Here is a 24,453-nt window from a genome sequence, read left to right as displayed (position 1 = left end):
TATCGGGACAATCCGTACAATAGGAACTGAAGTGACGAGCGACCGTCGCGGTCAATCGGTCGAATGGGCCCGTTCGTCGATCAAGGACAGTTCGAGTTACCCTTCGTAGCCGGCGTATCCCATGATCTCGGCGAAGATGTCGGTGTCCATCGCCTCACGGTAGACGATGCCGGAGACCATCCCGCCAGGGTAGACGTTCCCGTTCATCGCGTGATCGACCTTGTGACAGTGCATCAGGTAGATGCCCGGATCGGCGTCCGCCTCGAACTCCACCGTGTGTCGCTGTGCCGGGGCGACGTTCGTCACGTCCTGTTCGTACCGGGCCGCCTCGGGAACCACCCCACCGTCGCGCTCGACGACCCGGAACCGGTGGTTGTGCGTGTGCATCGGGTGAGACATGTAGCCGGCGTTGACCATGTGGAGGCGAACGGTATCACCCTGATCGACGATGATCGGCGAGCCGTCTTCGGGGTGAAGCGTACGCGGGAGACTCTTCCCGTTGATGGTGAAGACATCGGGATTGCGGTTTCGAGGGCTGTAGCTGACGTCTTCGCCAGCTATCTGGCGGTTCAGACGGGAGTCCCAGTCCTTGATGGTGAAGAAGTACTCCTTGTCGGCTGGTTCGTACCCCTTCGGATCGACGCGGAAGATACCGTACATCCCCATGTCGATGTGGCGATGAGTTTGGAAGTGACAGTGATAGAAGTGCGTCCCGGGGACGTTCGCCGGGATGGTGTAGGTGTGTTTCTCGCCCGGCTGGACCGTGATCCCGGTGGTCGTCGGCACGCCGTCGTTCGCCCAGGTCTTTCGCACGCCGTGGAAGTGCAGCGTGTGGGGCATGTCGGCGTTCGTGTTGTCGAGCGTTACCTCCATGTCGTTGCCCTCGGTCGTCCGCAGGATCGGGCCGGGCACGCTCGGCTCACCGTCGTCGGCTTTGAAGGCCCACACGCGCGGGAGTTCGACGGGGCCGCCCATCGAGTCGAGCGGGTGGACCGCGTGACGAGCCGTCTCAGAGCCGATCGTCACGCGACCGCCCTGTTCGTCGACCTGGACGACCTCGGGTGGACTCGTCAGGGGCAAGTCACTCGACGAGTCGCCCGCGGACGGCTGGGCCGCCGGCGTGGTAGACTGCGACATACACCCTGCAGCGGCGACGGTCCCAGCACCGCCGGTTGCTGCGAGAAACTCGCGTCGAGACAGGCCCGTTCCGGGTGCACCGATAAGATCAGCCATTGTTACATCTCGTCCTACGAAGACCCCACGTATAGCGGGTCCAACCGATTCCTTCTCGCCGAGAACGTCACGAACGTGTTCGCGTTCTCCTACATGTGGATTCGCCCGCGGGCTCGATCCAACGGTCCGGACGGGCGCTATTTACGGGTCGAGTACCAGCACCCGCCATGGAGGACGGAGCGCGACCGACTTACGTCACGTTCTGGACGGACAGCGCTCGGGATTCTGATCCGGTTCGAGACCACCTGGAGAATACGCCCGACATATCCCTCACGACTACCTCCGTCGGAGAAGAAATGCCGCCGGATCAGTGCGATCGGCTCGACTGTGTGGTATATGCACCCGACTCCTGCTCGAACTGGATCGATCACCTCGAACAGCTCCGAGAAACGCTACCAGCACTGCCGATCGTCCTCCTCACGGACGACCCCGACGGGGACAGTCTCAGCCGCGCAATTGCGGCCGACATCGCCGGGTACGTCGCCCGATCCGCCGACGACGCACCAGCCAGGGTCCACGCCGAGATCGAACGAGTTTCCGCCCCGAATCGCTCGGCGGTCGGCCAGCAGACGCCACGAATGCCACTCGAACAGCTCGACGATCGAGAAGAACGACGCGTCAAAGAACGGGCGATGGACGAGGCCCCGGTTGGGATCGCGATCACCGATCCGGATCGGCCCGATAATCCACTGGTATACGTCAACGACTCGTTCGAAGCGCTGACCGGCTACGGCCCGTCGGAGACGATCGGACGGAACTGTCGCTTCCTCCAGGGACCGGAGACGGATCCCGACGCAGTAGCGAAGCTCCGGGCCGCAATCGACGCGGCAGAGCCGGTCGCCGTCGAGTTGCAGAACTATCGGGCGGACGGCGAAGTGTTCTGGAACCGTGTCGAGATTGCGCCCGTCACCGAGCACGGACAGGTCACGCACTTCGTCGGCTATCAGACGGACGTGACGGCACGGAAGGAAACAGAAATTCGACTCGCGCGCGAACGCGAAACACTCGAAACCGTTCTCGACCGGATCAACGGCCTCCTCAACGACGTGACGAGCGACCTCGTCGAAGCTGCTGACCGCGACGCCGCCGAACGAGCCGTCTGCGACCGACTCGTCGAGATCGACACCTATCAGGCAGCCTGGATCGGGCACCCGGACCTCGCGACCGGCGAAATTACGGCTGCCACCGTCTCGACCGACTGGGGGAGTCCATCGGACGAAAGTGCTCCCGTAGCGGGCGACGACGACCCGATCGTCGCGGCCGTGACACGGGCCGAGGAAACGGGCCGAACGCAACTCGTGACCGAGCCGGCAGCGCTCGACCGAATCGAGACGGCCGACTGGTACGACGGTGGCGGGCTCGAAGGGATTGCGGCCCTCCCCCTGTCGAATGGCGAGACGGCGCACGGCGTCCTCTGTGTGTACGCCGGCGAGGGGGGAGCGGTCACCAAACGAGAAGCGGTCGTCCTCGAAGCGCTGGCGAGAGCCACGGCGACGACGATAGACGCGATCGAGCGCGGACGACTCCTGCTCGCCGACGAAATCGTCGAACTCGACATCGAGATCACCGATCCCTCGTTCCCGTTCGTCACGCTCGCCGAGCGCGCCGGACCGACGGTGTCCTACGACGGAGCCGTCAGTTCGGACGACGGCCGTGTCCGGTTGTTTCTCACTATCGACGCCGAACCCGCCGCCGTCTCGGCCGCCGTGGACGACCTGTCGGCCGTCGCCGAGGCGACGCTGATTCACGAATACGACGAGGGTAACCTCTACGAACTGGTGATGACCGAAACCTCGATCGTTTCCGCGCTCGCGGCCCGGGGAGCGACGACGCGATCGATTTCCGCTGCAGACGGGGCAACCCGTCTAACGGTCGAAATCTCGAGCGATCGCGACGTACGCGAACTCGTCGACGACATACGAGCGCAGTACGACGGCGTCGAACTGCGTGGCCGACGAGATCGCGACCGGCCACCCACGACTCGCCAGGAGTACCTCGCCGAGCTCGAGAACGCGCTGACCGACAGACAACACCTCGCGCTCCGAATCGCCCACGCGAGCGGGTACTACGAGTGGAACCGATCGGTCTCGGGCGACGAACTCGCGAGCGCGATGGGTGTCGCCCGGTCGACGTACCACCAACACCGACGGGCCGCCGAGCGCAAACTGGTTTCGGCGTTCCTCGATCGGTAGCATCACGTCGAACCCAACGTCGACGCGACTTACGACGGCAGTCCGGACCGGCGGACCGGATCGAGCGTTCCAACAGTCTTCGCAATAAGACACTCACGGACTAGTTAGGTACACCCCTGTTTATCCCGCGGGCCGTGGTACGTAGTGGGGCAGTACCCCGCGTATCCGCATGATCGACGCCGACAACCTAGAGCGAAGCAAGGCCATCCAGCAACGGACCGGACGGACGTTCCACCTCGCGACGCGCCTGCTCCCCCAGCGGATCAGGCACGCGACGTACGTCCTGTACGCGTTCTTCCGCATCGCGGACGACGTGGTGGACGATCCGGATCCACCGCCAGCCGAGCGACAGCTCGCCGAACTCGAGCGAATTCGCGAGAGTGCACTCGGTACGCGCCAGACGAACGATCCCGTCCTGGAAGCGTTCCTGACGGTCCGTGACCGGTACGACATTCCCGACCAGGAGATCGACGAGTTCGTCGACGCGATGGCGCGTGACGTCTCGACGGACCGGTACGAGACTCACGACGAACTGTCGGGCTACCTCAGGGGGTCGTCCGTCGCCGTGGCGAACATGATGCTGTGCGTGATGGATCCGGACGACAGCGAGGCGGCCCGCCCACACGCGAAAGCACTCGCCGAGGCCCTGCAGTTGACCAACTTTCTCCGGGACGTTCGCGAGGACGTCTACGAGTACGATCGGATCTACCTCCCGCGTGCGCGCCGCGAGGGATTCGGGGTCAGCGAGACACAGATTGCCAACCTGGAGTGTTCTCCAGAGTTCGAGGCGTTGATACGGGACGAACTGGCGCGAACGGAACGGCGATACGAGACCGGCGTCGACGGGATCGCCTACCTCCCGGAGGGGTGCCAGTTCGCCGTGTTACTGGCAGCCGTGCTCTACGCGGATCACCATCGAGCGATCCGTGCGCAGGGGTGTGACGTCCTCTCCGAACGGCCCTCACTCAGCATGCCGCGACGGCTGTTCCTCGCCGCGAAGACCTGGTGGCACTGGCGACGAACCGACGACCCTCGCACCGCGTTCGACGCGGCGAGTTCGATACCAACCCGTGACGGGGGAGACCGGCCGATAGCATCCGAACACCGCTCCGCGGCTGCTGGTCCGAACGAAACCGACCACCCACCCCGGTCCACCGGCGACGATTCCGTGGGTCGACCGACAATGCGACGGGTCGTTTCGCGTGTGCGCGCAGCAATTTTCCCGGGGGAGTCCGAATGACCGCACCGACCAGCGTGCAGAATCGGTCGGTCTGCGTGGTCGGTGGCGGATTCGGTGGGCTGGCGACGGCGTGTTACCTGGCCGACGCCGGTTTCGACGTGACGGTCGTCGAGAAGACCGACCAGCTCGGAGGTCGTGCGAGCACGCTCGAACGAGACGGCTTCACGTTCGACATGGGACCGTCGTGGTACCTCATGCCCGACGTGTTCGAGCGATTCTTCGCGGCGTTCGACCGGACGCCGACGGACTACTACGACCTGACGCACCTGGACCCACACTACCGCATCTTCTGGAAGGATGGCGAGCGGATGGACGTCACCGAAGACGTCGAAGCGACGAAACGCACGTTCGAACGGTACGAGACGGGTGCCGGGGACGCGCTCGAACGATACCTCGCGAAGGCGGCCGAGACGTACGAGATCGGGATGGAACACTTCGTCTACACGGATCGGCCGCGGTTCCGGGACTACGTCGACGTGGACGTCCTCCGGAACGCGAACGGGCTCTCCTTCCTCGGGTCCATGGAGGACCACGTCGCCGAGTACTTCGAACACCCGAAGCTCAGGCAGGTCGTCCAGTACTCGCTGGTCTTCCTCGGTGGCAGTCCGACGAACACACCGGCGCTGTACAACCTCATGAGCCACGTCGACTTCGGCCTCGGCGTTCACTATCCGGACGGCGGCATGGGCACCGTCGTCGACGCGCTCGTCGAACTCGGCACGGAGCTGGGGGTCGACTACCGGACTGGCTTCGAAGTGAGTGCGATCGACGGCGGCCGCGGTTCGTTCACCGTCCACGACCACGCCGACTCCATCGAGGCCGAGCTCGTGGTGAGCGACGCCGATTACGCACACACGGAACAGCAACTTCTCGCGGTCGACGACCGCCAGTACGACGCCGAGTACTGGCACGAACGAACGTACGCCCCGTCGGCGTTTCTCTGTTATCTGGGCGTCGAAGGTGACCTCGACGAGTTAGCCCACCACACGCTCGTCCTCCCGACGGCATGGGACGGCCACTTCCAGCAGATTTTCGACCAGCCGGCGTGGCCGGACGATCCCGCCTACTACCTGTGTGCACCCTCGAAGACCGACGATACCGTCGCCCCGGACGGCCACAGCAGCTGCTTCCTCCTCGTTCCCATCGCACCCGGGCTCCCCGATGGACCGGCCGTTCGCGACAGCTATCGCGACCAGATTCTCGCGGACGTCGCGGCCAACACGGGCGAAGATCTCCGGGACCGGATCGTCGTCGAAGAGACGTTTTCCGTCTCGGACTTCGCCGCCCGGTACAACAGCCGGGAAGGGACGGCACTCGGCCTCGCTCACACGCTCCGGCAGACGGGACCGCTCCGTCCTGGGCATCGCTCCAGCGCGCTCGACGGTCTCTACTTCACCGGGTCGTACACGACGCCAGGGATCGGGGTACCGATGTGTCTCATCAGCGGCGAACACACGGCTGCCGCGGTCATTGAAGACGAGCGCGCTCGAAAACCCCACGTCGTATGAGTCACGTCCGCCGATTGCTCACCCGATCCCGACCGCTGTTCTGGCTCTACCTGGCGGGGCCAGCGCTCGTCGGGGCTGTGTACGCGGCAGACTCACCATCGACGCTCACGTCGCCAGTCGTGATCGGGATCGTCGGCTACTTCCTGTTGCCGGCGAACCTCTTCCTCTACGGCGTCAACGACGTCTTCGATGCCGACGTCGATGCCGAGAACCCCAAGAAGGAGGGCATCGAAGCGCGCTACGAGGGCGAACGACTCACGATCATCGCGGTCGTCGCGAGTGCCGTCGTCGGGCTCGCACTGATTCCCGTCCTCTCACCGCCGGCGACGTACTATCTGATCGGCTTCCTGCTCCTCGGTGCGGCCTACAGCGTTCCGCCGGTCCGATTCAAGACCAGACCGCTGCTCGACTCGGTCTCGAACGGACTCTACGTGCTTCCGGCAGGTGTCACCTACGCCACTATCGCTGGTACGCACCCGCCAGCACTCGCGGTCCTCGGTGGCTGGTTCTGGGCGATGGGTATGCACACGTTCTCGGCGATCCCGGATATCGATCCAGACCGCCGGGCCGAGATCCGGACGACGGCGACCGTCCTCGGCCAGCCCGCAGCCCTCGGCTACTGCGTCGTGTGCTGGGCGCTCGCCGCGGTAACGTTCGGAATCCTGGACCTCCGTATCGGGGCGCTCCTGCTCGTCTACCCGCTCATCGTCGGCGCCATCGCCACGGCGAACGTGACCATCTCGCGCGCGTACTGGTGGTTCCCAGCGGTCAACTCGACCGTCGGGATGGTGCTGACCCTGGGCGGTCTCTGGCGGGTGATCTATGGATCGTAACCGCCGGACGCGCACCGAGCGCCTGGATCGGTTCGTCCGCGACAACCGGATGACGATCGCCGTCGTCTTCCCCCTCGTCGGAGCGGCCCTGCTCGTCGCCAGCGCGGAGGGGCTGCTGTGGGAACCGCTCGCGTTCAACCCCCTCCTCGTCCTCGTCGGGACCGCCGTCATGCGATTGCCGCTCATCGCAGGGCTTCTCCCGGTCGTAGATAGGCGCCTCGTCGGCGTCCTCCTCGGACTGACCGGCTACACCTACGCCATCGAGTACATCGGGCTGACCACCGGCTGGCCCTACGGGGAGTTTCAGTACGCCGTGGCTCTCGGACCGATGCTTGGCGGGGTACCGGTGGCGCTCCCGCTGTTCTTCCTCCCGCTCGTCCTGAACGCCACGTTGCTCTCGACGCTCCTGACGGACTCGAAATCGACCAACTGGCCGGTCCGGCTCGGCGGAGCCGTCCTCGCCGTCCTCACCATCGACCTCGTCCTCGATCCGGCCGCCGTTTCGATCGGCTTCTGGGCCTACGATGGTGCCGGCCCGTACTACGGCGTGCCACTCTCGAACTATCTCGGCTGGCTCCTGAGCGGAACGATCGCCGTCGTCGCCCTCGAATACGGACTCCGGACCGACCACCTCCGGACGCGTCTGCGATCGTGCGAGTTCGCCCTCGACGACCTCGTCAGCTTCGTCGTGCTCTGGGGAGGCATCAACGCGCTCTACGGTAACTGGATCCCCGTCTGTCTCACGGGCGCCCTCGTCGGCGCACTTGTCTGGACCGGCCGAATCGATCTCACGACCGACAGCCACCGACTCCCGACTGGCGACCGATAATCGGGCGGCTCGACACCGGGACGTCGACGGAGGCCTACTAGAATTCCAATTATTGCGGATTCCCCCCATTACGTCCCCATGGAACGCACACAAACCCTGAATGAAAAGCCGTCGCTCGCGTCTTTGCTCGCCGCAGGAAGATGGGCCAACTCGGATTTGAACCGAAATCAGACGTGCTCGCTCACTTCGTTCGCTGTGCGCGACTGATAGGGCTCAAATCCGATCACCGTCACGTCGTGCTGACTCACGAGATTGTTCGTCAGCAAGAAATGGGCCAACTCGGATTTGAACCGAGAGCCTCCACCTTATCAGAGTGGCGCTCAACCTAATTGAGCTATTGGCCCGCTCCGCATTCCATGGTAGCGGGGAGGGACCTTTAAACGTTTCTTTCTGTCCGAGCGATCATCGCCCTACGGCGTCGCGGTCATCGCCGTCATCGGGGCGCGAATCCGTGTCACCCGACTCGTCGATCGTGTAGGAGCCGTCCTCGTTCTGGGTCACGTCGTCGGGGTCGATCCGGTACGAATCCGCGCCCAGATTGACGGTGCCCGAATCGGAAGAGCTGGCGTCCTGCCGGGTCGATCCGTCGGGGAAGCCGGCCGTCCAGACCTGGCCAGTGGCGAAGCCGCCCGTCTTCCGATCGAGGTAGGGCGTGACGACCACTCGCTTGACGAACAGCCGAATGGGAATCCGAGTGACCGGAATGGCGATCAGGAAGCCGATGGCGTCGGTCACGAGCCCGGGCGTAAGCAAGAACGCCCCTGCGGCGATAAGGAGCCCGCCGTCCAGCAGTTCGTCGGTCGGGGGTTCACCAGCGGCGAGTCGCCGCTGCATCTTTCGCAGGGTCCGCCTGCCCTCCGCGCGGACGAGCAAGAGCCCCACGAAGCCCGTGAGAACGACGAGCGCCACCATCTCGAGAAAGCCGATGGCGTCGACGTAGACGACGACCGCACCGAGCAGGATGGCGTCGAGAAACGGAATCGAGAGCAACGCGAGTATCCACCGAAGCATTGGGCGTACTTGAACCTGCACGCTCAAAACCCTTTGTTTCACCGGGTTCCGACGTCGACGGCGGACGAACAGGGAGCCGCACTGCTGGCGAACGATGGACTTACCCGCCTCACCGGCCTCGAAACCGACATGGCCGACGAGATGCTCGTCGAGTGGAACGACTGGGGGGCCGACGCCTTCACCACTGCACGAGCGAACGACGCACCGATCTTGCTCTCGATCACCGCCAGCTGGTGTCGTCCGTGCGACGAGATGGACTCGGAGACCTACGCCGATCCCCGGATCGCCGCCGCGATCCGTGACGACTTCGTCCCGATCCGGGTCGACGCCGACCGCCACCCACGCGTGCGCGACCGATACAACTCCGGTGGGTTCCCATCGACGGTCGTCCTCACGCCCGACGGGGAGGTGATCGCCGGCGCTGGGTACCTCGATTCGGACGGAATGCGCCAGGTCCTGACACGGGTCCGCGAGCGGTGGGACGCGGACGGACGCGACGCCGGCCGGATCCCCCGAGCGCTCGAAACGACCGACACACCGGCGGGAGCGCTCGATTCGACGATCGTCTCGCAAATGACGGGTGCCCTCCAGACTGCGGCCGACGATCGGGCGGGCGGCTGGGGTGACGCGCCGAAGTTTCCCTACCCGGCCGCGCTCGAGTTCGCGCTCAAACGCGACATCGACCAGGCACGACGAGCCTTCGACGCCGTCGGAACGAACCTCCTCGACGACTACGACGGTGGCTTCTACCGTTTCGCGACCGAACGCGACTGGTCCGGGCTCCAGCACGAGAAACTGCTCGACGAAAACGCCGCGCTCGTCCGGGCGTTCGCCAACGCCTACCTCCACACGGGCGAAGACTCCTATCGAACGATCGCCGAGCGAGGCATCGAGTATCTGACGACGACCCTGTGGCGGCCACAAGCCGATACGAGCGCCGCCCCAGCCGACGGGACGAGCGACGCGGCCGGCGCGTTCGCCGGAAGTCAAGCACCTGGCGATCCGGCACAGTACGTGCAGGACGCCACCGGTCGCGAACGGGCCGACGATCCGCCGGTCGACCCGACCATCTACACCGGAAAGAACGCCCTCGCAATCGACGCCCTGCTCACGTACGCGGCCTACACGGACGACGAGCGAGCCACGCGATACGCCGATCGGGCCCTGCAAACGATCCGATCCAGGGGGATTACCGACGGTGTCGTCGACCACGTCATCGACGACACGGCTGGCACCGGCCCGACGTGCACGCTCGTCGATCAGACGCGCGTGCTCCGGGCGCTCGTGACTGCTCGCAGCGTCGTCGGCACCGACACAGTCGCCGACGCACAGGCTGTCGCCGACGAAACGATCGCCCGCTTGCGAGACGGCGACTCGTTCGTCGATGGACCGACGGAGGGACCCGGCTTGCTCTCGCGGCCGCTCCGGCCGCTCTCCGTGACGGCGGAGTTCGCCGACGCACTGCTCGACCTCGCTATCCTCACCGGGGAGGATCGCTATCGAACGATTGGCCGATCAGCGCTCGAAGCCTTCGCCGGGGCAAGCGATCGCCTCGGCGTCGGTGCTGCAGCGTACGGGACCGCCGTCGCGAGATATCTCGATGGACCCCTCGCCATCCGTGTCGGGACCGATCCAGGTTCGGATCTGCACCGGGCGGCGATGCGAATCGCCGATCACGAAAAACTCGTCGTCCCGAACGCGACCGACGCCGAACCCGGCACAGCCGTCGTCAGCAGAGGGACCACCACGGCGGAGCCGGCCACCGATCCCGAATCGCTCGGGACTCGTGTCACAGCGGTGCTGGAAGGGGACGGGAGCGACTGAGCTGACGATCCGAGACGGTTCGATACTGCTTCTTGCGTATGCCGACGGACAACGAAATCGAATCGTCGAATCGAGGCTCTCGAACCGGGTGGCGGCTGTAGAACCGATCACTGAGACGAACAACTCGAAACGCCATCAAACTACCGAATTGTTTAAGTCGGGCGGGCGGGTTGACAGCGGTATGGCGAACCTCAGGGACCTCGGGCTGTCAGAGTACGAGGCACGCGCATACAGGTCTCTGCTCAAGACCGGGCCAACAACGGCAAAAGAGTTGTCACGGGCGAGCGACGTCCCGATGGGCCGCATCTACGACGTTCTCAACTCGATCGAACAGTACAATCTGGTCAGAACGCAGACGGCGAGTCGACCGAAGAAGTACGTCGCTGTCGAGCCATCGACAGCCCTCGATCGATTGCTGGAGGACAAGAAACGAGAACTGGCAGAGAAGGCCGACCAGTACCAGTCGATCGTCGACGAGCTCTCGAACGAACTCGTGGCGAGCGAACCCGTCGAGGAGCAGTTCTGGACGGCCGCGATCGGGCCGTCAGACACCTTCGACCTCCTGCTCGAACGGTTGACCGCCGCGGACGACACGATCGTCATGGTCGCAGCCGATCCGTCACCACAGATCGACATCCGGACGGTGGGCGAGTCGGTCCTCGACGAACTCGAGGCGGCACTCGACCGCGATGTCTCCGTCGACGTCCTCATGAGTCGAACGCTCGTCGACGAACTCTCACCCAACGTCGGGAAGCGGTATCGGCGAACGCTCCAGAATCGAGATGCGTTCGACGTCAGAACCTCGGAGCTGGTGACCGGTTCGTTCAACGTCATCGACGGGACAGAGGTGTGTATTCAGGTCCCGAACCCGCTCTCGACGGGCGAAATCTTCGGCATGATCGACCTGAAGGACCCGGACTTCGTCTCCGAAGTGTACGACGAGTTCCTCCCGCAGTGGCGACAGGCGACGCCGCTCGAACTGTGAGCGCATCGAGAGAGAGAGAGAGAGAGAGAGAGAGAAGAGCAAGGACCCAAAACCGATCGTAACGATTACTGGTCAGTCCGAACCTCGGAGCGAAGCGTGCCGACGTCGACGACGCGTTCGGCGTGAGCGTTGTGCTGGTGAATCGACTCGTCGTTCGACTGTTTCATCGTGACGACGGCGTCGTCCGGAAGGTGGTGGAACTCGTCGACGACGCCCTCGGCCATCGAGCGGACGCAGTCCTCGACGAACTTGGCGTCGGCGTGGGACTCGTAGGTCATGTGGTCTTCGTCCGGGCGTTTCGCCAGATTGTAGATACGCGCACTCATGGCGTCGCGAGCGATGTCGATGACGTCGTCGAGATCGACCTGCGGATCGCCGTCTGCTTCCACCGTGAGCGTCGCGTGCCCGCGCTGTGAGTGACCCGGCTGTGGGACCTCCTCGAGGAACGCGTCGATCGTCTCGTCGTCGACACCGAGGTCCTCCATGGCAGTTCGCGCGCGGGCCTCGGACATGCCCTGCGAACACGGACAGACGGTCATGCCGTCGACGCGAGCGCCGATCTCCTCGCGGGTCCCCTCGTCCGTCGCCGTGGCGGCGGCAATGATATCGACCGTGTGTTGGGTTTCACGGTCGCTCTCGGGGGTTTGCTCGCGTTTCATGAACGCAGCTTCCATGGAAACCTCGGCGCGCGAGGTGTAGTCGTGTTTCTCGAGGAGCCGTTCGGCAGCGTCCCCACAGACCTCTTCTGCGCGGTAGGCCTCCTCGCGGGTCGCCTCCTCTAAAATTTCGTCGACGACCTCCATGTTCCGGCTCATGTCGGCGCCCTTTCGCCAGGACGGTAGGTCGACGAAGACTTCGAATTCGGCCATCAACACGATCGGTCGCTTGCCGGGTCGTGCGATCTTGACGAGTTTCTCCACGCCGGTGACGCCCACCTGACTCAAGCCGACAGTCACGTCGGGAGCACTCGCCTGGACGTCCGGCAGTTGCTGGCTCATTAGGTGTACCCAGGGACGATGCGCGATTAGGCCTTTCGGAACGAGCAACGTCGAACGCGGAACGAACGCTGTCCAGCGACGAACAGAGCCGATGACAGGCGGGTGAGTTAGCGCACCGTGTATCCGTGCGGCGAGTCGTTCAGACGCCGGCAGCCGTCCTCGGTGACCACGACGAGATCCTCGATCCGAACGCCGAACGAATCCTGTACGTAAATACCCGGCTCGATGCTGAAGACCATGCCCGGTTCGAGCGTGCGCTCGTTCCCGGCGACGATGTACGGTGGTTCGTGAACTTCGAGGCCGACGCCGTGACCCGTTCGGTGGACGAACTGCTCGCCGTAGCCGGCCGCCTCGATGACGTCTCTGGCGGCCCGGTCGACGGCTTCCGCTGGGATCCCGGGTTCGACAGCGGCGACAGCCGTTTCCTGGGCCTCGCGGACGGTCTCGAAGACTCGGCTGAATTCGTCGGGGACCGTCTCCGGCCCAGTGCTGTCCCCCGTTGCCGTCGAATCGTCCTCACCGAAGACGACCGTTCGCGTCTGGTCGCTCGGATAGCCGTCGACGCGCGTTCCGAAATCGAGGACGACCGGGTCGCCGGCTCGGATCGCTCGATCGCCATGCCGGTGGTGGGGCTTCGCTCCGTTCGGCCCGGCACCGACGATGGTCTCGAACGAGGGACCGTCGCCACCGTGATCGGCGAGTCGCGTCTCGATCTCCCGAGCCAGTTCGGCCTCGGTCATCCCCACCGCCGACGAGCCGAGTTCGCGAATTTCGACGCTCACGTCGTCCGCGACAGTGGCCGCTCGTGCCATCACTTCGAGTTCCGCCTCGCTCTTGGTCAGACGGAGCTCGGTCAGAACCTCGCTCGCGAGGCCGAACGTGGCGTCAGGCATGGCGTCGCGGAGGTCCTGCGTGAAGAGCGCCCACATTCGATCGTCGACGAGGACACGCCCGCCAGCGAGATCGAGGTCGGCGACGATCTCGGCCAGCGCGTCCGTCGGATCGTCACCGTCGTCCCAGAGCCGACGCCGTGAAACCCACGAGTCCGCCTGAAGCTGTTCGTCGTACATCGTCGGTGCGAGGAAGATCGGCTCGCCGGACTGCGGGACGAACAGTAGGAGATGGCGTTCCATCGGTTCGTCGACGAACCCGGAGAGATAGGTCATGTTCGGCCCCGGAGAGAGGACGACACACTCGATGGCGCGGTCTGCGAGCGCCTCCTGGCACGCTCGCGTTCGTGCTTCGTAGTCGAACGTCGGCTGGGACGCGGTCATTGGTCACGCTTCGAACGGGGCCTTCAAGGCGTTTGCTCACCGTGCCGGTCGGAACGCACCTCGATAGACTCGGGTCGGCCACAGAACGCACGTGGGACTCGCGCACGGGTAGATACCCTCCTCGTTCCTTCCCACCAGTGGACACGCTACCGCCAAACCCCCGACTACGTTTTAGGATTGCCAAAATCTGGTTTCCGAATTGGAAAGTGTTTTTGCACAGCTGTCCATAGAGACGGGCATGGTAGCGATCGAGAACCTCGTCCTCGTCTTCGTCGCCGGCCTCATCACCGCGCTCGCGACAGGGCTCGGTGCGATTCCGTTCTTCTTCGTCGAGGATTTCAGCGATCGATGGAACGTCGGCCTGTGGGGAACCGCGTCGGGGATCATGGTCACGGTCTCCGTCTTCGGGCTCGCGGACGAGGGGCTCGCCTACGCCTCGAGTGGCATCCCGACGATGCTCATCCTCGGGCTGCTGGCCGGCGTCGCCCTCGTCGAAATCGGTGATCTGGTACTCAACTGGGTCGACATCGACGACGGCACCGGGAGCTCACACGATCACGAGCACGACGCCGACGTTCCGGAGACGGAAGACATCCAGACCGACGGTGCTGGCCACGGCCACGACGACCACGCCGTCGAAGCGAAGGCCATCGCCGAGGGCAACCCCAAGACGCTCTTGCTCATCCTCGGCATTCTCACGATCCACAGCTTCCCCGAGGGTGTCGCCGTCGGGGTCTCGTTCGCCGAACTCGGGTTCGACGGCGGGCTCTCCGTCCTCGGCTTCTCGATTCCCCTACTCGCCGTCTTCATGACCGTCGCGATCTCGATCCACAACATCCCGGAGGGAACCGCCATCGCGATCCCGATGCGCGCGATGGGCCTCTCGAAGTGGCGGATGGTCGGCGCCGCAGTCTTTTCCAGCCTCCCCCAACCCATCGGCGCGGTCATCGCCTACGGGTTCGTCTCCTGGGCTCGGGACTTCCTCCCCTTCGGCTTCGGCTTCGCCGCCGGCGCGATGGTCTACCTCGTCGCGACAGAGTTCATCCCCGAAGCGCTCGAAACCGGTGAGGAGCTGCCGGGCAACGGATACAAGGAACTCGCCGCCGGGTTCGGGATTGGCACGCTCGCGATGTTGCCGCTGATGGTGATCTGATCGATCAGTCTATTTGCGTCGATCGCCAGGACTTCGAAATGCTGCTCGAGCGATCGTCGATGACTGGGGAGTACCGGAAGAAGCGGCTAACCGATCCACAGCGGAACTCGAACACATCTCTTAACGACGCCGAATGGACCTCGACGATCCCGTATTGGATCGGTCGGAACCGACCGTAATAGTAACAATCTAGTCATATAGAAGATGGATAAAATACCCTCTGCGTCGGGGGTCGCGCCTACAGATCACGATGAGTTGTCATCAAAGCAGTAATTATTTGACCCACTAACGTTTCTGCCTACTAAACATGAGTAAGCGCCTTTCAGCATCACCGATCAGAGCACTCCGGAGTAGCTTTTTGCGAAAACTTTCGTTGCTGTTTTTGCTCGTCCTGCTGCTCGTTGCAGCGGTCGGGGGAGCCATCTACCTCCAGACGGAATCTTCACTCCAGGACAGTACCGAGCAGGAGATGACGCAATCGACGACGCTGCAGGCGAATACCATCAGTGAATGGGTAGACCGTACGCGAGAAAAAACGCAATATCTCTCGGCATCAGGTCAAGTCGCTGGCGGCGATAGCGCAGAGATAGCTGACTATCTGAGAAGCGAACAACAAGATAGCTCCGCATCCATCGCGGGTATTCACTACTACGATACGGGCGAACAAGAGGTCCTTACCAGTACGGAAGCGAGCGCGGACGGCGTGAATTACCGAGACGCCGACATCGAATGGGCACTCGAGGGACTCGCCCTCGAAACCCCAGATCAGACACGGGTAACACATCCGTATCTCGATCCGACGACGGAGACAAACGCGGTCGCCTTCGTCAGTCAGGTCCCGGAAAATCCCGATCGGGCGATCGTCGTGATCGTCGATCTCGAATCGCAGGTTCAACAGCTCGAACGACCGACCGCCACCGACGAGTCCTTCACGCACATCGTCGATTCCCGCGGGACGGTCGTGATGAGTCACCACGCGATGGACATCAACACGCAGAACATGGGGCCCGAAAACGAGTATGTAGCCGAATCGGAGGCCGTCAAACGCGGAATCGACGGCAAATCGGGATACACCGAAATGGAGATGGCGCACGGAGACCACGCCGAGATGGCAATGGGCTACGCGCCGATTCCCGGGACCGACTGGGTTATCATGACTCACACGCCGGTCGACACGGCGTTCGCACTGCAAGACGACATCACCCGATCCGTGCTGGCGCTTGTAGTACTCTCGATGCTCAGTCTCGGTGCTGTCGGAGTCGTAATCGTGCGAAACACGTCCCGTCCGATCACGCGGCTGGCCGATCGGGCATCGGAACTCGAAGCTGGAAACCTCGAAGCGGAACTATCGTCGAACCGGCCCGACGAGATCGGTCAACTGTACAACGCGTTCGACAGTATGCGCGCCTCGCTACGCGGTCAAATCCAGGAAGCGGAGGAGGCACGCCAGGAAGCAGAGGAAGAACGCAGCCGAACCGATCGCATCAACACCCATCTCGAGGCGAAAGCCGACGAGTATTCGAGTGTGATGCGAGCGTGTGGAGAGGGCGATCTCAGTCGGCGAATGGATCCCGAGAGCCAGAACGATGCGATGACAGAAATCGCACTCGAGTTCAATCAGATGCTCTCTAACCTCGAAGAGACCGTCGAACGGGTCTCCCAGTTCGCTGACGAGGTCGCGGCGGCGAGTGAGGAAGTGACCGCGAGCACGGAGGAAGTTCACACGGCGAGCACCCAGGTCACGGAGTCGGTCCAGGAGATCTCCGACGGCGCGGAACGCCAGAACGAGAGTCTGCAGGCCGTCAACGGAGAGATGAACGAGCTCTCGACGACGACCGAAGAGATCGCTTCGTCGTCCCACACCGTCGCCGATCTCGCCGAGCGGACCGCAAAAACCGGCAACGAGGGTCGTGACGTCGCACGCAGCGCTATCGACGGAATGAACGAGATCGAGACCGAATCTGAAGGGGCCGTCGACGCGATCGAATCCCTCGAGGAGGAGGTCGCCCAGATCGACGAACTGGTCGAATTCATCACCGAAGTCGCCGAACAGACGAACATGTTGGCCCTGAACGCCAACATCGAGGCCAGTCGAGCGACGCAATCCAACGATGGATTCTCGGCGGTCGCCGATCAGGTCAAGGAACTCTCAGAGGACACGCAAAAAGCGGCCAGAGACATCGAGGAACGAATCGAGGAGATCGAAGAGGAAACCAATTACGCGGCAGGGGAGGTCAGGCAGACCAGTGAGCGAATTGCCCGTCACCGCCAGGCGGTCGAGGATACTGTCGATGCGCTGGAAGAAATCGCCGAGTACGCGAGTGAAACGAGCGATGGAATCCAGGAGATTTCCGCGGCTACCGAACAGCAAGCAGCGACGACACAGGAAGTCGTCTCCATGGTCGATCAGGCAGCGACGATCTCCGAAGAGACGACGACGGAGGCCGAAACCGTCGCTGCGGCAGCCGAAGAACAGACGACGGCGATCACGGAGGTCTCCCGTTCCGCGAGCGACCTCTCACAACAGGCCGCCGAACTCTCGTCGAAGCTCGACGAATTCGAGACCGGACACCATGCCGACCAGGGATCGAAATCGGACGATGCGGACGAATTTTCGTTCGCCGAACACGGCGAGACGTCGTCCGAGTCTGACGACGAAGATGAAGAACCGCGGACCGCCGACGTGAACGACCGGGAACGGTAACTCATCGACCGACGGCGATCGGTTCGCATCCTTTTCAGTACGTTCAAACCGGTCGATTCTGAGGTTGAATCGGATCGAGCGCAGAGAGAGAGAGAGAACGATACGTCGGCACAGCTGATTACAGATCGAATTTCCCGATACAGACGGTTTTTCGATCGAGCTGACGTGATCGATAGTCAGACGAGGTTTCGTCTAGACGGTCGAACCGGTGACGAAGCGACGTACGAAGTTACCGGAGTCGGCCGTGACCTCGTCCATTACCACGACCGTGACCTCGGCCCTGCTTCCCTTCTCCGTCGGAACCGGAACCGTGGCCGTTATCGCCGCTATTTCCCTTGACGACCTCGAACATCCGCATCATGTCGTGTTCCTCGTGTTCTAAGATGTGACAGTGGAACGGGTACTTGCCGGCGAAGTTCTTGAACTCGACGGCGATGCGGACGGTCTCGCCGGGGTTTACCTTGACGACGTCCTTGCCGCCGCGTTCGTTTGGCAGCGGCGGGCGCGGTCCCTCGTCGGTGTTGTGCCATTCGCGTTCGATGACGTCGAACGCGACGAGGTGTAGGTGGATCGGGTGCGTGTGGTCGTCGTCGTTCTTCAGCTCCCAGATCTCCGTCGACCCGAGCTGGGGCGTGAACTCGATCGGGTCGCTCCACCGCTTGTTGTTGAGCGTGTGGATCATCAGGCCCTCGTCGTCCATCCCCATCTGCATGGTTACCTGCCGCGTCTTCTTCGCTGCGTTCGGGTTCACCCGTTTCGGGCTCGGAAGGTCGAGTTGGGTCGGTGGTGTGCTCGTATCGGTCTCCGTCACCTCGTCGGCCACCTGGATCTGCATGATCTCCGGAAGCGGCGGCTGATCGCCACCGTGGTCCATGCCATCGTCCATGTCCATGCTGCTCATGCCGCCGTGACCACCGTCATCGTGACCGCCACCGCCGTGGTCCATCGGTCCCTCGTAGGGGAACGTGGCGTCGTTGGTCACGGTGAACGTCTCGCCGGCGTACTCGGAGAAGTCCACGATGATCTCGGCGCGCTCGAACGGCGCCACGACCAGCGAGTCCATGTCGCCGTGGTGGCCGATCTCGACGACCTCCTCTAAGAAGCCGTGGCCGGACGAGATCTGGTGGAGCGCCGGCGCGCCGTGGCCGTGTGGATCGTCGTTGTCCAGCCCGAGATCGTAGGTCCGACCGTTCGAGACGTTGACGAGGCGGAACCGGTACCGGCGCGGCTCGACTTCGAGGGACGGGAACGCGGCACCGTTGACCGTCGCGACGTCGCCGGCGACGTTCGCCATGAACATCTTCGGGTAGTGGAGCTCGCCGTCTTCGGTGAACGAGCGGTCCGCCAGAACCAGCGGGATGTCGTAGTCGCCCTCGGGGAGGTCGAGTTTGTCCTCCTTGTTGCTCCGGATGTAGTACGGACCGACCAGTCCGGCGTAGTTGTTGAGCCGCGTGAGCCCCCGGGTGTGGTCGTGGTACATGGACGTGAGCCGAGGCTGGCGGTTCGGAAGCTGCTGGACGTCGTTCGAGAATCGCGGGCCCGTCACACCGCCCGGCGATTTCCACATATCGGCCTGTCCGTCGTTTTCCGGATCGATGTTGAGCCCGTGGACGTGCGTCGAATTGCGCACCTCGGGGACGGAGCCGTCGTAGCCGTGGTAGTTCTCCGTGGTCGTTCCCTCCACGTTCTCGTCGACCGTGAACAGGTGCTCGTCAGGCAGGTTGCTGTTGTCGAAGTCGATCGCGAGTTTGTCGTTGCGCCGTCCAGCGATGATGGGGCCGGGGAACTGCCCGTCGAAGCCCCAGATCGTCGTGTCAGGGAGGTCAGGGTGGAAGCTATGTTCGGCCTCCAGCATCTCGAGTTCGTGATACTCCTTGCCCTTGCGGGTCCCGTCGGGCTCGCGCTCGTCCGGAATCGGAAGCGGCTGGACGTACTTGTTCTCGTGAACGACGTCGGGCGAGGTGAAGTACGACGGCCCCTCGTCGTCCCCTTCCATCGCAGTCGAACTAGCGGGAACTGACCCGACCAATCCGAGTGCGGCACCGGCCTTCAGCAATCGGCGTCTCGAAAGGTCCAACATCACCGCCCCCCTCCCAGTTCGGACCGATGTGCACCTGGTATTCCTCCTGTACTCATCATCGAGCGACCGCTGTGTGACAGCATCACAGTCAATTCGGTAATAATTATAATTAAGTCTTCTGGATAGGTCAGGGTTGAACTAATCATCTCCCGAAAGGCGTCTCCGAGGCGATAGAGCAGATATTCTCGATAATTTGACTGTCGTCAGCGGTCATATGTTAGAAAATATACCTTGATATGTCGCTGTACAATGATGGCGTCGCTTCCTCCGAACTCGTATCGAACAGGCACTAGAACCAACCGAATCTCGTTCGACGGACCCGCAGTTCACGAAGCCGTTGTGAAGGATATATAAACGGGCGATAGAACCCACTCGCTCGCCCGTCAGAGATATGTAATAATTTTTAGTAGTCCCGGGCGGATTCGAACCGCCGTCAGCGGCTCCAAAGGCCGCTATGATTGGCCACTACACCACGGGACTCCGTACGCATCACTTGGATATCCTCCGACGGACTAATAGTGTTACTTTTCGGCCGGGAATTTTCGGCCTGCAGCAACGATCGTCTTCAGCCACCGAAGCGATCATCTACGATGAAGGCAGATCACGATCGAAAATCCGATTCATATCCCGTCCTCTCGCTTCTATCCTAGAAGGTAGCGCTAACACACCCAACCATGCAAAATCCGCCCCACTACAGTTGGATATGAGTCACTATCCGGCGTATCCCAATCCGGAAACTGTCGTCTCCATCGATTGCCGCTGGGGGACGTGCGCGACAACGAAAGAGTCTCAGACTCTTTCGAGCATCGCGGGAACTTCGTTCCCGCTTAAAAATGTCCCAGGTGCCATAACACCCGAGACGGTGGCTTCCAACCCGCGAAGGCCGAAGCCATGATTCGATATCCCCCGCGAGATATAAACCTCTCGCACGAGCCCTCACGCGCTCGCTCTCGGTAGCCTCGCGTTTCGACGCCGTTCTCGGCGGGGCAATCACCGTCGACCGTTGGATTGGGGAATCCGTCACCGCTGGGTGTCGACCGTCGAGGGCGGCCAGCCGGAGCGCGACGCGATGCCGATCGGGGTGGCATGGCACGGCCAGACCGGATCTCGTGTGCGAACACTTCCAGCCGTGTCGGCCGCCGACCGCGGGAGCGACCCGCGATCGGTTTCCGTGACCCGGGAAGTTCCGATAAAAGGGTACACTGCAACCGGACCGTCCGTGCGACTAACCGCCTTAGTCCAGACTCGGTTCGAGATAGGAACAGCAGTCGGCTTCGGGGTCGAAACACTCCGGGCACTCCGCCGGGCGATCGATGATGGTGTCCAGGCGCTCGGCGACCGTATCGTCGATGACGGCCTCCAGGGCGCGGGCCTCGTCGCGGAACTCCTCGACTTCGAGGACGTTCGTGAGGAAGCGCTCGATGATGCAGTAGGTCGTCAGTGCGTCGTGGGCGCGCTCGATCCCCTCGTCGGTCAGCGTCGCACCCTTGTACTTCTCGTGTTCGAGCAGGCCGCGCTCCTCCAGTTTGCCGACCATCTCGTTGACGCTGGCGGGGCTGACGTCCAGCATATCCGCGAGCGTCCCCGTCGCGGCGGGCCCGTCTTCCATCCGCTGGGCGAGGTAGACCGCCTTCAGATACTGGTCGGCCGTGTTCATCGCTTCCCCTCCGTCCGTGCCGTCTGCGAACGTGGTGTCGGTCCTGTCATGCTCGTCGCTCCATGATCTCGGTCACGTCTTCGACCCCCTCGCGTTCTTCCTCACGAATGGCGCGTAAGGTTTCGAGAACCTCCTCGCGGTCGATCGCGTACTCGGCGTCGGAAGATTCGATGGCACCGATGAGATCGTCGTAGAACTTGTATGCCGTCTCCTCGTTACACAACTGGTCGTAGAGCACGCCGTCGGTCCCCTCAGGCGGGCCGTAGCGCGCGTCGACGAGCGCGTTGATCTCCTCGTAGGGAACCGTCTCGGCCTCGAGTTCGTCGACCAGCGCCGCCAGCCGATCGCGGTGCTCGGCGGATTCGTCGGCGGCCTCGTCGAGCAGCGCCTCGACGTCGGGGTCGATCGCCTCCCGTTCTGCCTCCGGGAGACTCTCCAGGTGGTGGGCGGCGCGCGACTCGACGACCTCCTCCAGCACGACCCCGATCTGAAGGAGCCGGGCGAGCTGGTGATCGGTCGCGACGCGCTGTCCCAGACTCATGCACGTGGCTCAGTGTGCGGTCTACTTAACTTCCCCCGTCCACGGCTTCCGCAGGGCTCGATCGACAGCTGGACGAGGGTAACCGTAACCAACACACACACACACACACACACACCGGCGGCGGTACACATTTCACCCTGTCTATCAATGGGACCCGTATGGCGGATGGCCCAGACGACTCGGCCCCGTCGACGAACGTCGCCGGCGAGCAACCGGTCCGAGAGGACGCTGATACCAAGGCAGAGGTCACCGTCCACGACGAGGGGACGCAATTAGAGCGGACGATCGGCCTGACCGGCGGCCTGGCGATCGGTATCGGCACCATGATCGGCGCCGGGATCTTCGTCTTTCCGGGGCTCGCCGTGGCGGAAGCCGGGCCCGCTGCGGCGCTGTCGTTCGGGATCGGCGCCGCCATCGCCATGCTCGTCGCGCTCCCGACGTCGGAACTGGCGACGGCGATGCCCCGATCCGGCGGCGGGTACTTCTTCATCTCCCGATGTCTGGATACGGGGTTTGGGGCTATCGTCGGCCTCGGACTCTGGCTCGGGCTCGTCTTCGCCTCCGCGTTCTACCTCGTCGGATTGGGCGAGTACGTCGCGGCCGTGCTGGCGGAGCTCGGGCTCGGGCTGGGCGTCGACCCCGGCGTGATTGGATTGCTGTTCGGCATCGGGCTGACGGCGATCAGTGTTACCGGCACGGAAAACACGGCCAAGATCCAGAACGCAGTCGTGATCGTCCTACTGGTGATCCTGACGGGGTTTCTGACCCTGGGTTCGCTCGACGCGGTCGGTGTCGTCGGCCAGCAAAGCCCACCGGAGACGTTCTTCGCCCGGGGATACGCTCCGGTGCTGAGCACGGCCGCGCTGGTCTTTACGTCGTACCTCGGATTCGCCCAGGTCGCGACCGTCGCCGGCGAGATCAAAGAACCGAGTCGAAACCTGTCGCGAGCGATGGTCGGCTCGGTGCTCCTGGTCGGGCTCTTCTACGTCCTGACGATATTCGTCGCGACCAGCGTCGTCACCACCGAGACACTCGAGGCAGCGGGTGAAACAGCCGTCGTCGAGGTCGCACGGGAACTCGCCGGGCTGCCGGGTGCGGTCCTGATCCTCGTCGGCGGGTTGCTGGCGACGTTTTCGAGCGCGAACGCGTCGATTCTTAGTTCCTCACGCACCGTCTTCGCGCTGAGCCGCGACGCGTTGCTCCCCCGACGGGCTGGCACCATCAACTTGAAGTACGGAACGCCCCACGTCGCGCTGGCACTGGCCGGCGGGCCGATCCTCGTGCTCACGGCGACCGGGCAGGTCAGACTGCTCGCCGAGGTCGCCTCGTTTCTCCACCTCGTCATGTACGGGCTGATGTGCGTCGCGCTGGTCGCGCTGCGCCGACGATCACCGGCGTGGTACGATCCCTCGTTCGTCACACCGGGGTATCCGGTGGTCCCCATCGCTGGGGCGGTCGCGAGCTTCGTACTGATCGGATTCATGCAACCGGAATCGATCGCGGTCGGAACCGCGATCATGATCGTCGCCTACAGCTGGTACCGATACTACGCCGCGGACATCGACCTGCGAGGGGCGTTTTGACCGTGAAACACCACCGAAGGAGCCACTGACGACCGATGACCGACACACCGAATGTAACCGACGACAGACCGTCCGTCCTCGTCCCGCTCGAGGTACTCGAAGGAGAGACCCTGCCCGACGGCGTGGGAGAACTGCTCGAGAACGCCCACGTGATCCTGCTGGGATATCACGTGCTCCCCGACCAGACGCCGCCGGAGCAGGCCCGACTGCAGTTCGAAGATCGCGCCCAGCGAAAGCTCCGGGAGTTCGAGAAAACGCTCACGGATGTCGGCGCAACCGTCGAACGACGACTCGTGTTCACCCACTCGGAACAGCAGACCCTGAATCGAATCCTCGCCGAACACGATTGTCACGCCGTCCTGGTGCCGAACGCGTGCGAACCGCCCGAGGACGTTCTCGTCGCCGTTCGCGGAACCGTCGGCGTGGATCGTATCGGGAGACTGGTCGCCGGCCTCTTCGCCGGTACCGGCGTCACGGTGACACTCTATCACGGACTTGAATCGACCGAGACGATCGAGGACGCCGAAACGTTCCTCGACGGCATCGCCGATCGGCTGGTCGACCGTGGCGTCGCGCTGGACTCGATCGAACAGTTGGTCGACGAGGCGGACGGCGGCGTCGACCGAATCGCGACGGTCGCAGAGGAGTACGACGCCGTCGTGATGGGGGAGAGTGACCCGTCGGTCGTGACGTTCGTCTTCGGCATGCCGTCGAAACAGGTGGCCGAACGCTTTCTGGGGCCGGTCCTGGTCGTCCAGCGGTCACACGACGCCATCGAGTAAGTCGAACGGGGACCGACCGACTCGAC

Annotated in this window: 18 protein-coding genes and 2 tRNA genes; 11 read left to right on the top strand and 9 right to left on the bottom strand. The window is 63.3% G+C overall.

All coding sequences use genetic code 11. The features are described 5' to 3' along the window. Positions 1-96 precede the first annotated feature (96 nt). On the bottom strand, positions 97-1,233 hold the full coding sequence (locus HALRU_RS05830; RefSeq protein WP_015300473.1) for a multicopper oxidase domain-containing protein: 1,137 nt from the start codon (positions 1,231-1,233) through the stop codon (positions 97-99). Positions 1,234-1,562: 329 nt separating this feature from the next. Here HALRU_RS05830 and HALRU_RS05825 point away from each other — a divergent pair, with 329 nt between their 5' ends. The 5 genes from HALRU_RS05825 (at position 1,563) to cruF (ending at position 7,835) form a co-directional block, all read left to right on the top strand. Beyond that, positions 1,563-3,425, top strand: coding sequence for a bacterio-opsin activator domain-containing protein (locus tag HALRU_RS05825; RefSeq protein WP_245547793.1), 1,863 nt, complete (start codon positions 1,563-1,565; stop codon positions 3,423-3,425). Between the two features lie 169 nt (positions 3,426-3,594). Then, complete coding sequence (locus HALRU_RS05820; protein ID WP_015300471.1) at positions 3,595-4,665, top strand: phytoene/squalene synthase family protein; 1,071 nt, start codon at positions 3,595-3,597, stop codon at positions 4,663-4,665. Continuing rightward, positions 4,662-6,173, top strand: a complete 1,512-nt coding sequence (locus tag HALRU_RS05815) for a phytoene desaturase family protein (RefSeq protein WP_015300470.1) — start codon at positions 4,662-4,664, stop codon at positions 6,171-6,173. The genes HALRU_RS05820 and HALRU_RS05815 overlap by 4 nt, the downstream gene beginning before the upstream one ends. Continuing rightward, positions 6,170-7,006 (top strand): prenyltransferase, encoded by an 837-nt coding sequence (locus HALRU_RS05810; RefSeq protein WP_015300469.1) that lies wholly within the window; start codon positions 6,170-6,172, stop codon positions 7,004-7,006. Before HALRU_RS05815 ends, HALRU_RS05810 begins: the two co-directional genes overlap by 4 nt. Next, complete coding sequence (gene cruF / locus HALRU_RS05805) at positions 6,996-7,835, top strand: bisanhydrobacterioruberin hydratase (RefSeq protein ID WP_015300468.1); 840 nt, start codon at positions 6,996-6,998, stop codon at positions 7,833-7,835. Before HALRU_RS05810 ends, cruF begins: the two co-directional genes overlap by 11 nt. A 270-nt stretch (positions 7,836-8,105) precedes the next feature. On the opposite strand, the gene HALRU_RS05800 is transcribed toward cruF, so the two are convergent. Further along, positions 8,106-8,179: transfer RNA gene (locus HALRU_RS05800), tRNA-Ile, on the bottom strand. A 58-nt stretch (positions 8,180-8,237) separates the two neighbouring features. Next, complete coding sequence (locus tag HALRU_RS05795; RefSeq protein WP_015300467.1) at positions 8,238-8,846, bottom strand: FxsA family protein; 609 nt, start codon at positions 8,844-8,846, stop codon at positions 8,238-8,240. A 129-nt stretch (positions 8,847-8,975) separates the two neighbouring features. Between HALRU_RS05795 and HALRU_RS05790 the strand changes: the two genes are divergently transcribed. Both HALRU_RS05790 and HALRU_RS05785 read left to right on the top strand, forming a co-directional pair. Next, positions 8,976-10,670: a DUF255 domain-containing protein gene (locus HALRU_RS05790; RefSeq protein WP_015300466.1), complete on the top strand. Its 1,695-nt coding sequence runs from the start codon at positions 8,976-8,978 to the stop codon at positions 10,668-10,670. Between the two features lie 181 nt (positions 10,671-10,851). Beyond that, entirely contained in the window at positions 10,852-11,655 is an 804-nt protein-coding gene (locus tag HALRU_RS05785) for a TrmB family transcriptional regulator (protein ID WP_015300465.1), read from the top strand. Between the two features lie 65 nt (positions 11,656-11,720). Here HALRU_RS05785 and mptA read toward each other — a convergent pair whose 3' ends face one another. Both mptA and HALRU_RS05775 read right to left on the bottom strand, forming a co-directional pair. After that, the gene (mptA, locus tag HALRU_RS05780; RefSeq protein WP_015300464.1) at positions 11,721-12,653 is read right to left on the bottom strand and encodes a GTP cyclohydrolase MptA; all 933 of its coding nucleotides are present in this window, start codon (positions 12,651-12,653) and stop codon (positions 11,721-11,723) included. A gap of 107 nt (positions 12,654-12,760) precedes the next feature. Then, on the bottom strand, positions 12,761-13,927 hold the full coding sequence (locus HALRU_RS05775) for a M24 family metallopeptidase (protein WP_015300463.1): 1,167 nt from the start codon (positions 13,925-13,927) through the stop codon (positions 12,761-12,763). 238 nt (positions 13,928-14,165) lie between these two features. Between HALRU_RS05775 and HALRU_RS05770 the strand changes: the two genes are divergently transcribed. Both HALRU_RS05770 and HALRU_RS05765 read left to right on the top strand, forming a co-directional pair. Beyond that, positions 14,166-15,080 (top strand): ZIP family metal transporter, encoded by a 915-nt coding sequence (locus HALRU_RS05770; protein ID WP_015300462.1) that lies wholly within the window; start codon positions 14,166-14,168, stop codon positions 15,078-15,080. Between the two features lie 307 nt (positions 15,081-15,387). Beyond that, a complete protein-coding gene (locus tag HALRU_RS05765; protein WP_015300461.1) occupies positions 15,388-17,784 on the top strand; it encodes a methyl-accepting chemotaxis protein in 2,397 nt (798 codons plus the stop codon). 229 nt (positions 17,785-18,013) lie between these two features. Here HALRU_RS05765 and HALRU_RS05760 read toward each other — a convergent pair whose 3' ends face one another. From HALRU_RS05760 to HALRU_RS05745, 4 genes are all read right to left on the bottom strand, one after another. Beyond that, the gene (locus HALRU_RS05760; protein ID WP_015300460.1) at positions 18,014-19,864 is read right to left on the bottom strand and encodes a multicopper oxidase family protein; all 1,851 of its coding nucleotides are present in this window, start codon (positions 19,862-19,864) and stop codon (positions 18,014-18,016) included. Between the two features lie 407 nt (positions 19,865-20,271). Continuing rightward, positions 20,272-20,344: transfer RNA gene (locus HALRU_RS05755), tRNA-Gln, on the bottom strand. Between the two features lie 754 nt (positions 20,345-21,098). Beyond that, positions 21,099-21,521, bottom strand: coding sequence for a metal-dependent transcriptional regulator (locus HALRU_RS05750; protein WP_015300459.1), 423 nt, complete (start codon positions 21,519-21,521; stop codon positions 21,099-21,101). Positions 21,522-21,567: 46 nt separating this feature from the next. Next, on the bottom strand, positions 21,568-22,062 hold the full coding sequence (locus HALRU_RS05745) for a hypothetical protein (RefSeq protein WP_015300458.1): 495 nt from the start codon (positions 22,060-22,062) through the stop codon (positions 21,568-21,570). A gap of 158 nt (positions 22,063-22,220) precedes the next feature. On the opposite strand from HALRU_RS05745, the gene HALRU_RS05740 reads away from it, so the two are divergent. Together HALRU_RS05740 and HALRU_RS05735 are read left to right on the top strand one after the other, a co-directional pair. Beyond that, the gene (locus HALRU_RS05740; RefSeq protein WP_015300457.1) at positions 22,221-23,645 is read left to right on the top strand and encodes an APC family permease; all 1,425 of its coding nucleotides are present in this window, start codon (positions 22,221-22,223) and stop codon (positions 23,643-23,645) included. A 35-nt stretch (positions 23,646-23,680) separates the two neighbouring features. Next, positions 23,681-24,427, top strand: coding sequence for a universal stress protein (locus HALRU_RS05735; protein WP_015300456.1), 747 nt, complete (start codon positions 23,681-23,683; stop codon positions 24,425-24,427). Positions 24,428-24,453 lie beyond the last annotated feature (26 nt).

Source organism: Halovivax ruber XH-70 (assembly GCF_000328525.1).
Lineage (GTDB): Archaea > Halobacteriota > Halobacteria > Halobacteriales > Natrialbaceae > Halovivax > Halovivax ruber.
Note: the sequence above shows the minus strand (reverse complement) of the source record. Positions and strands in the feature narration are given on the sequence as shown.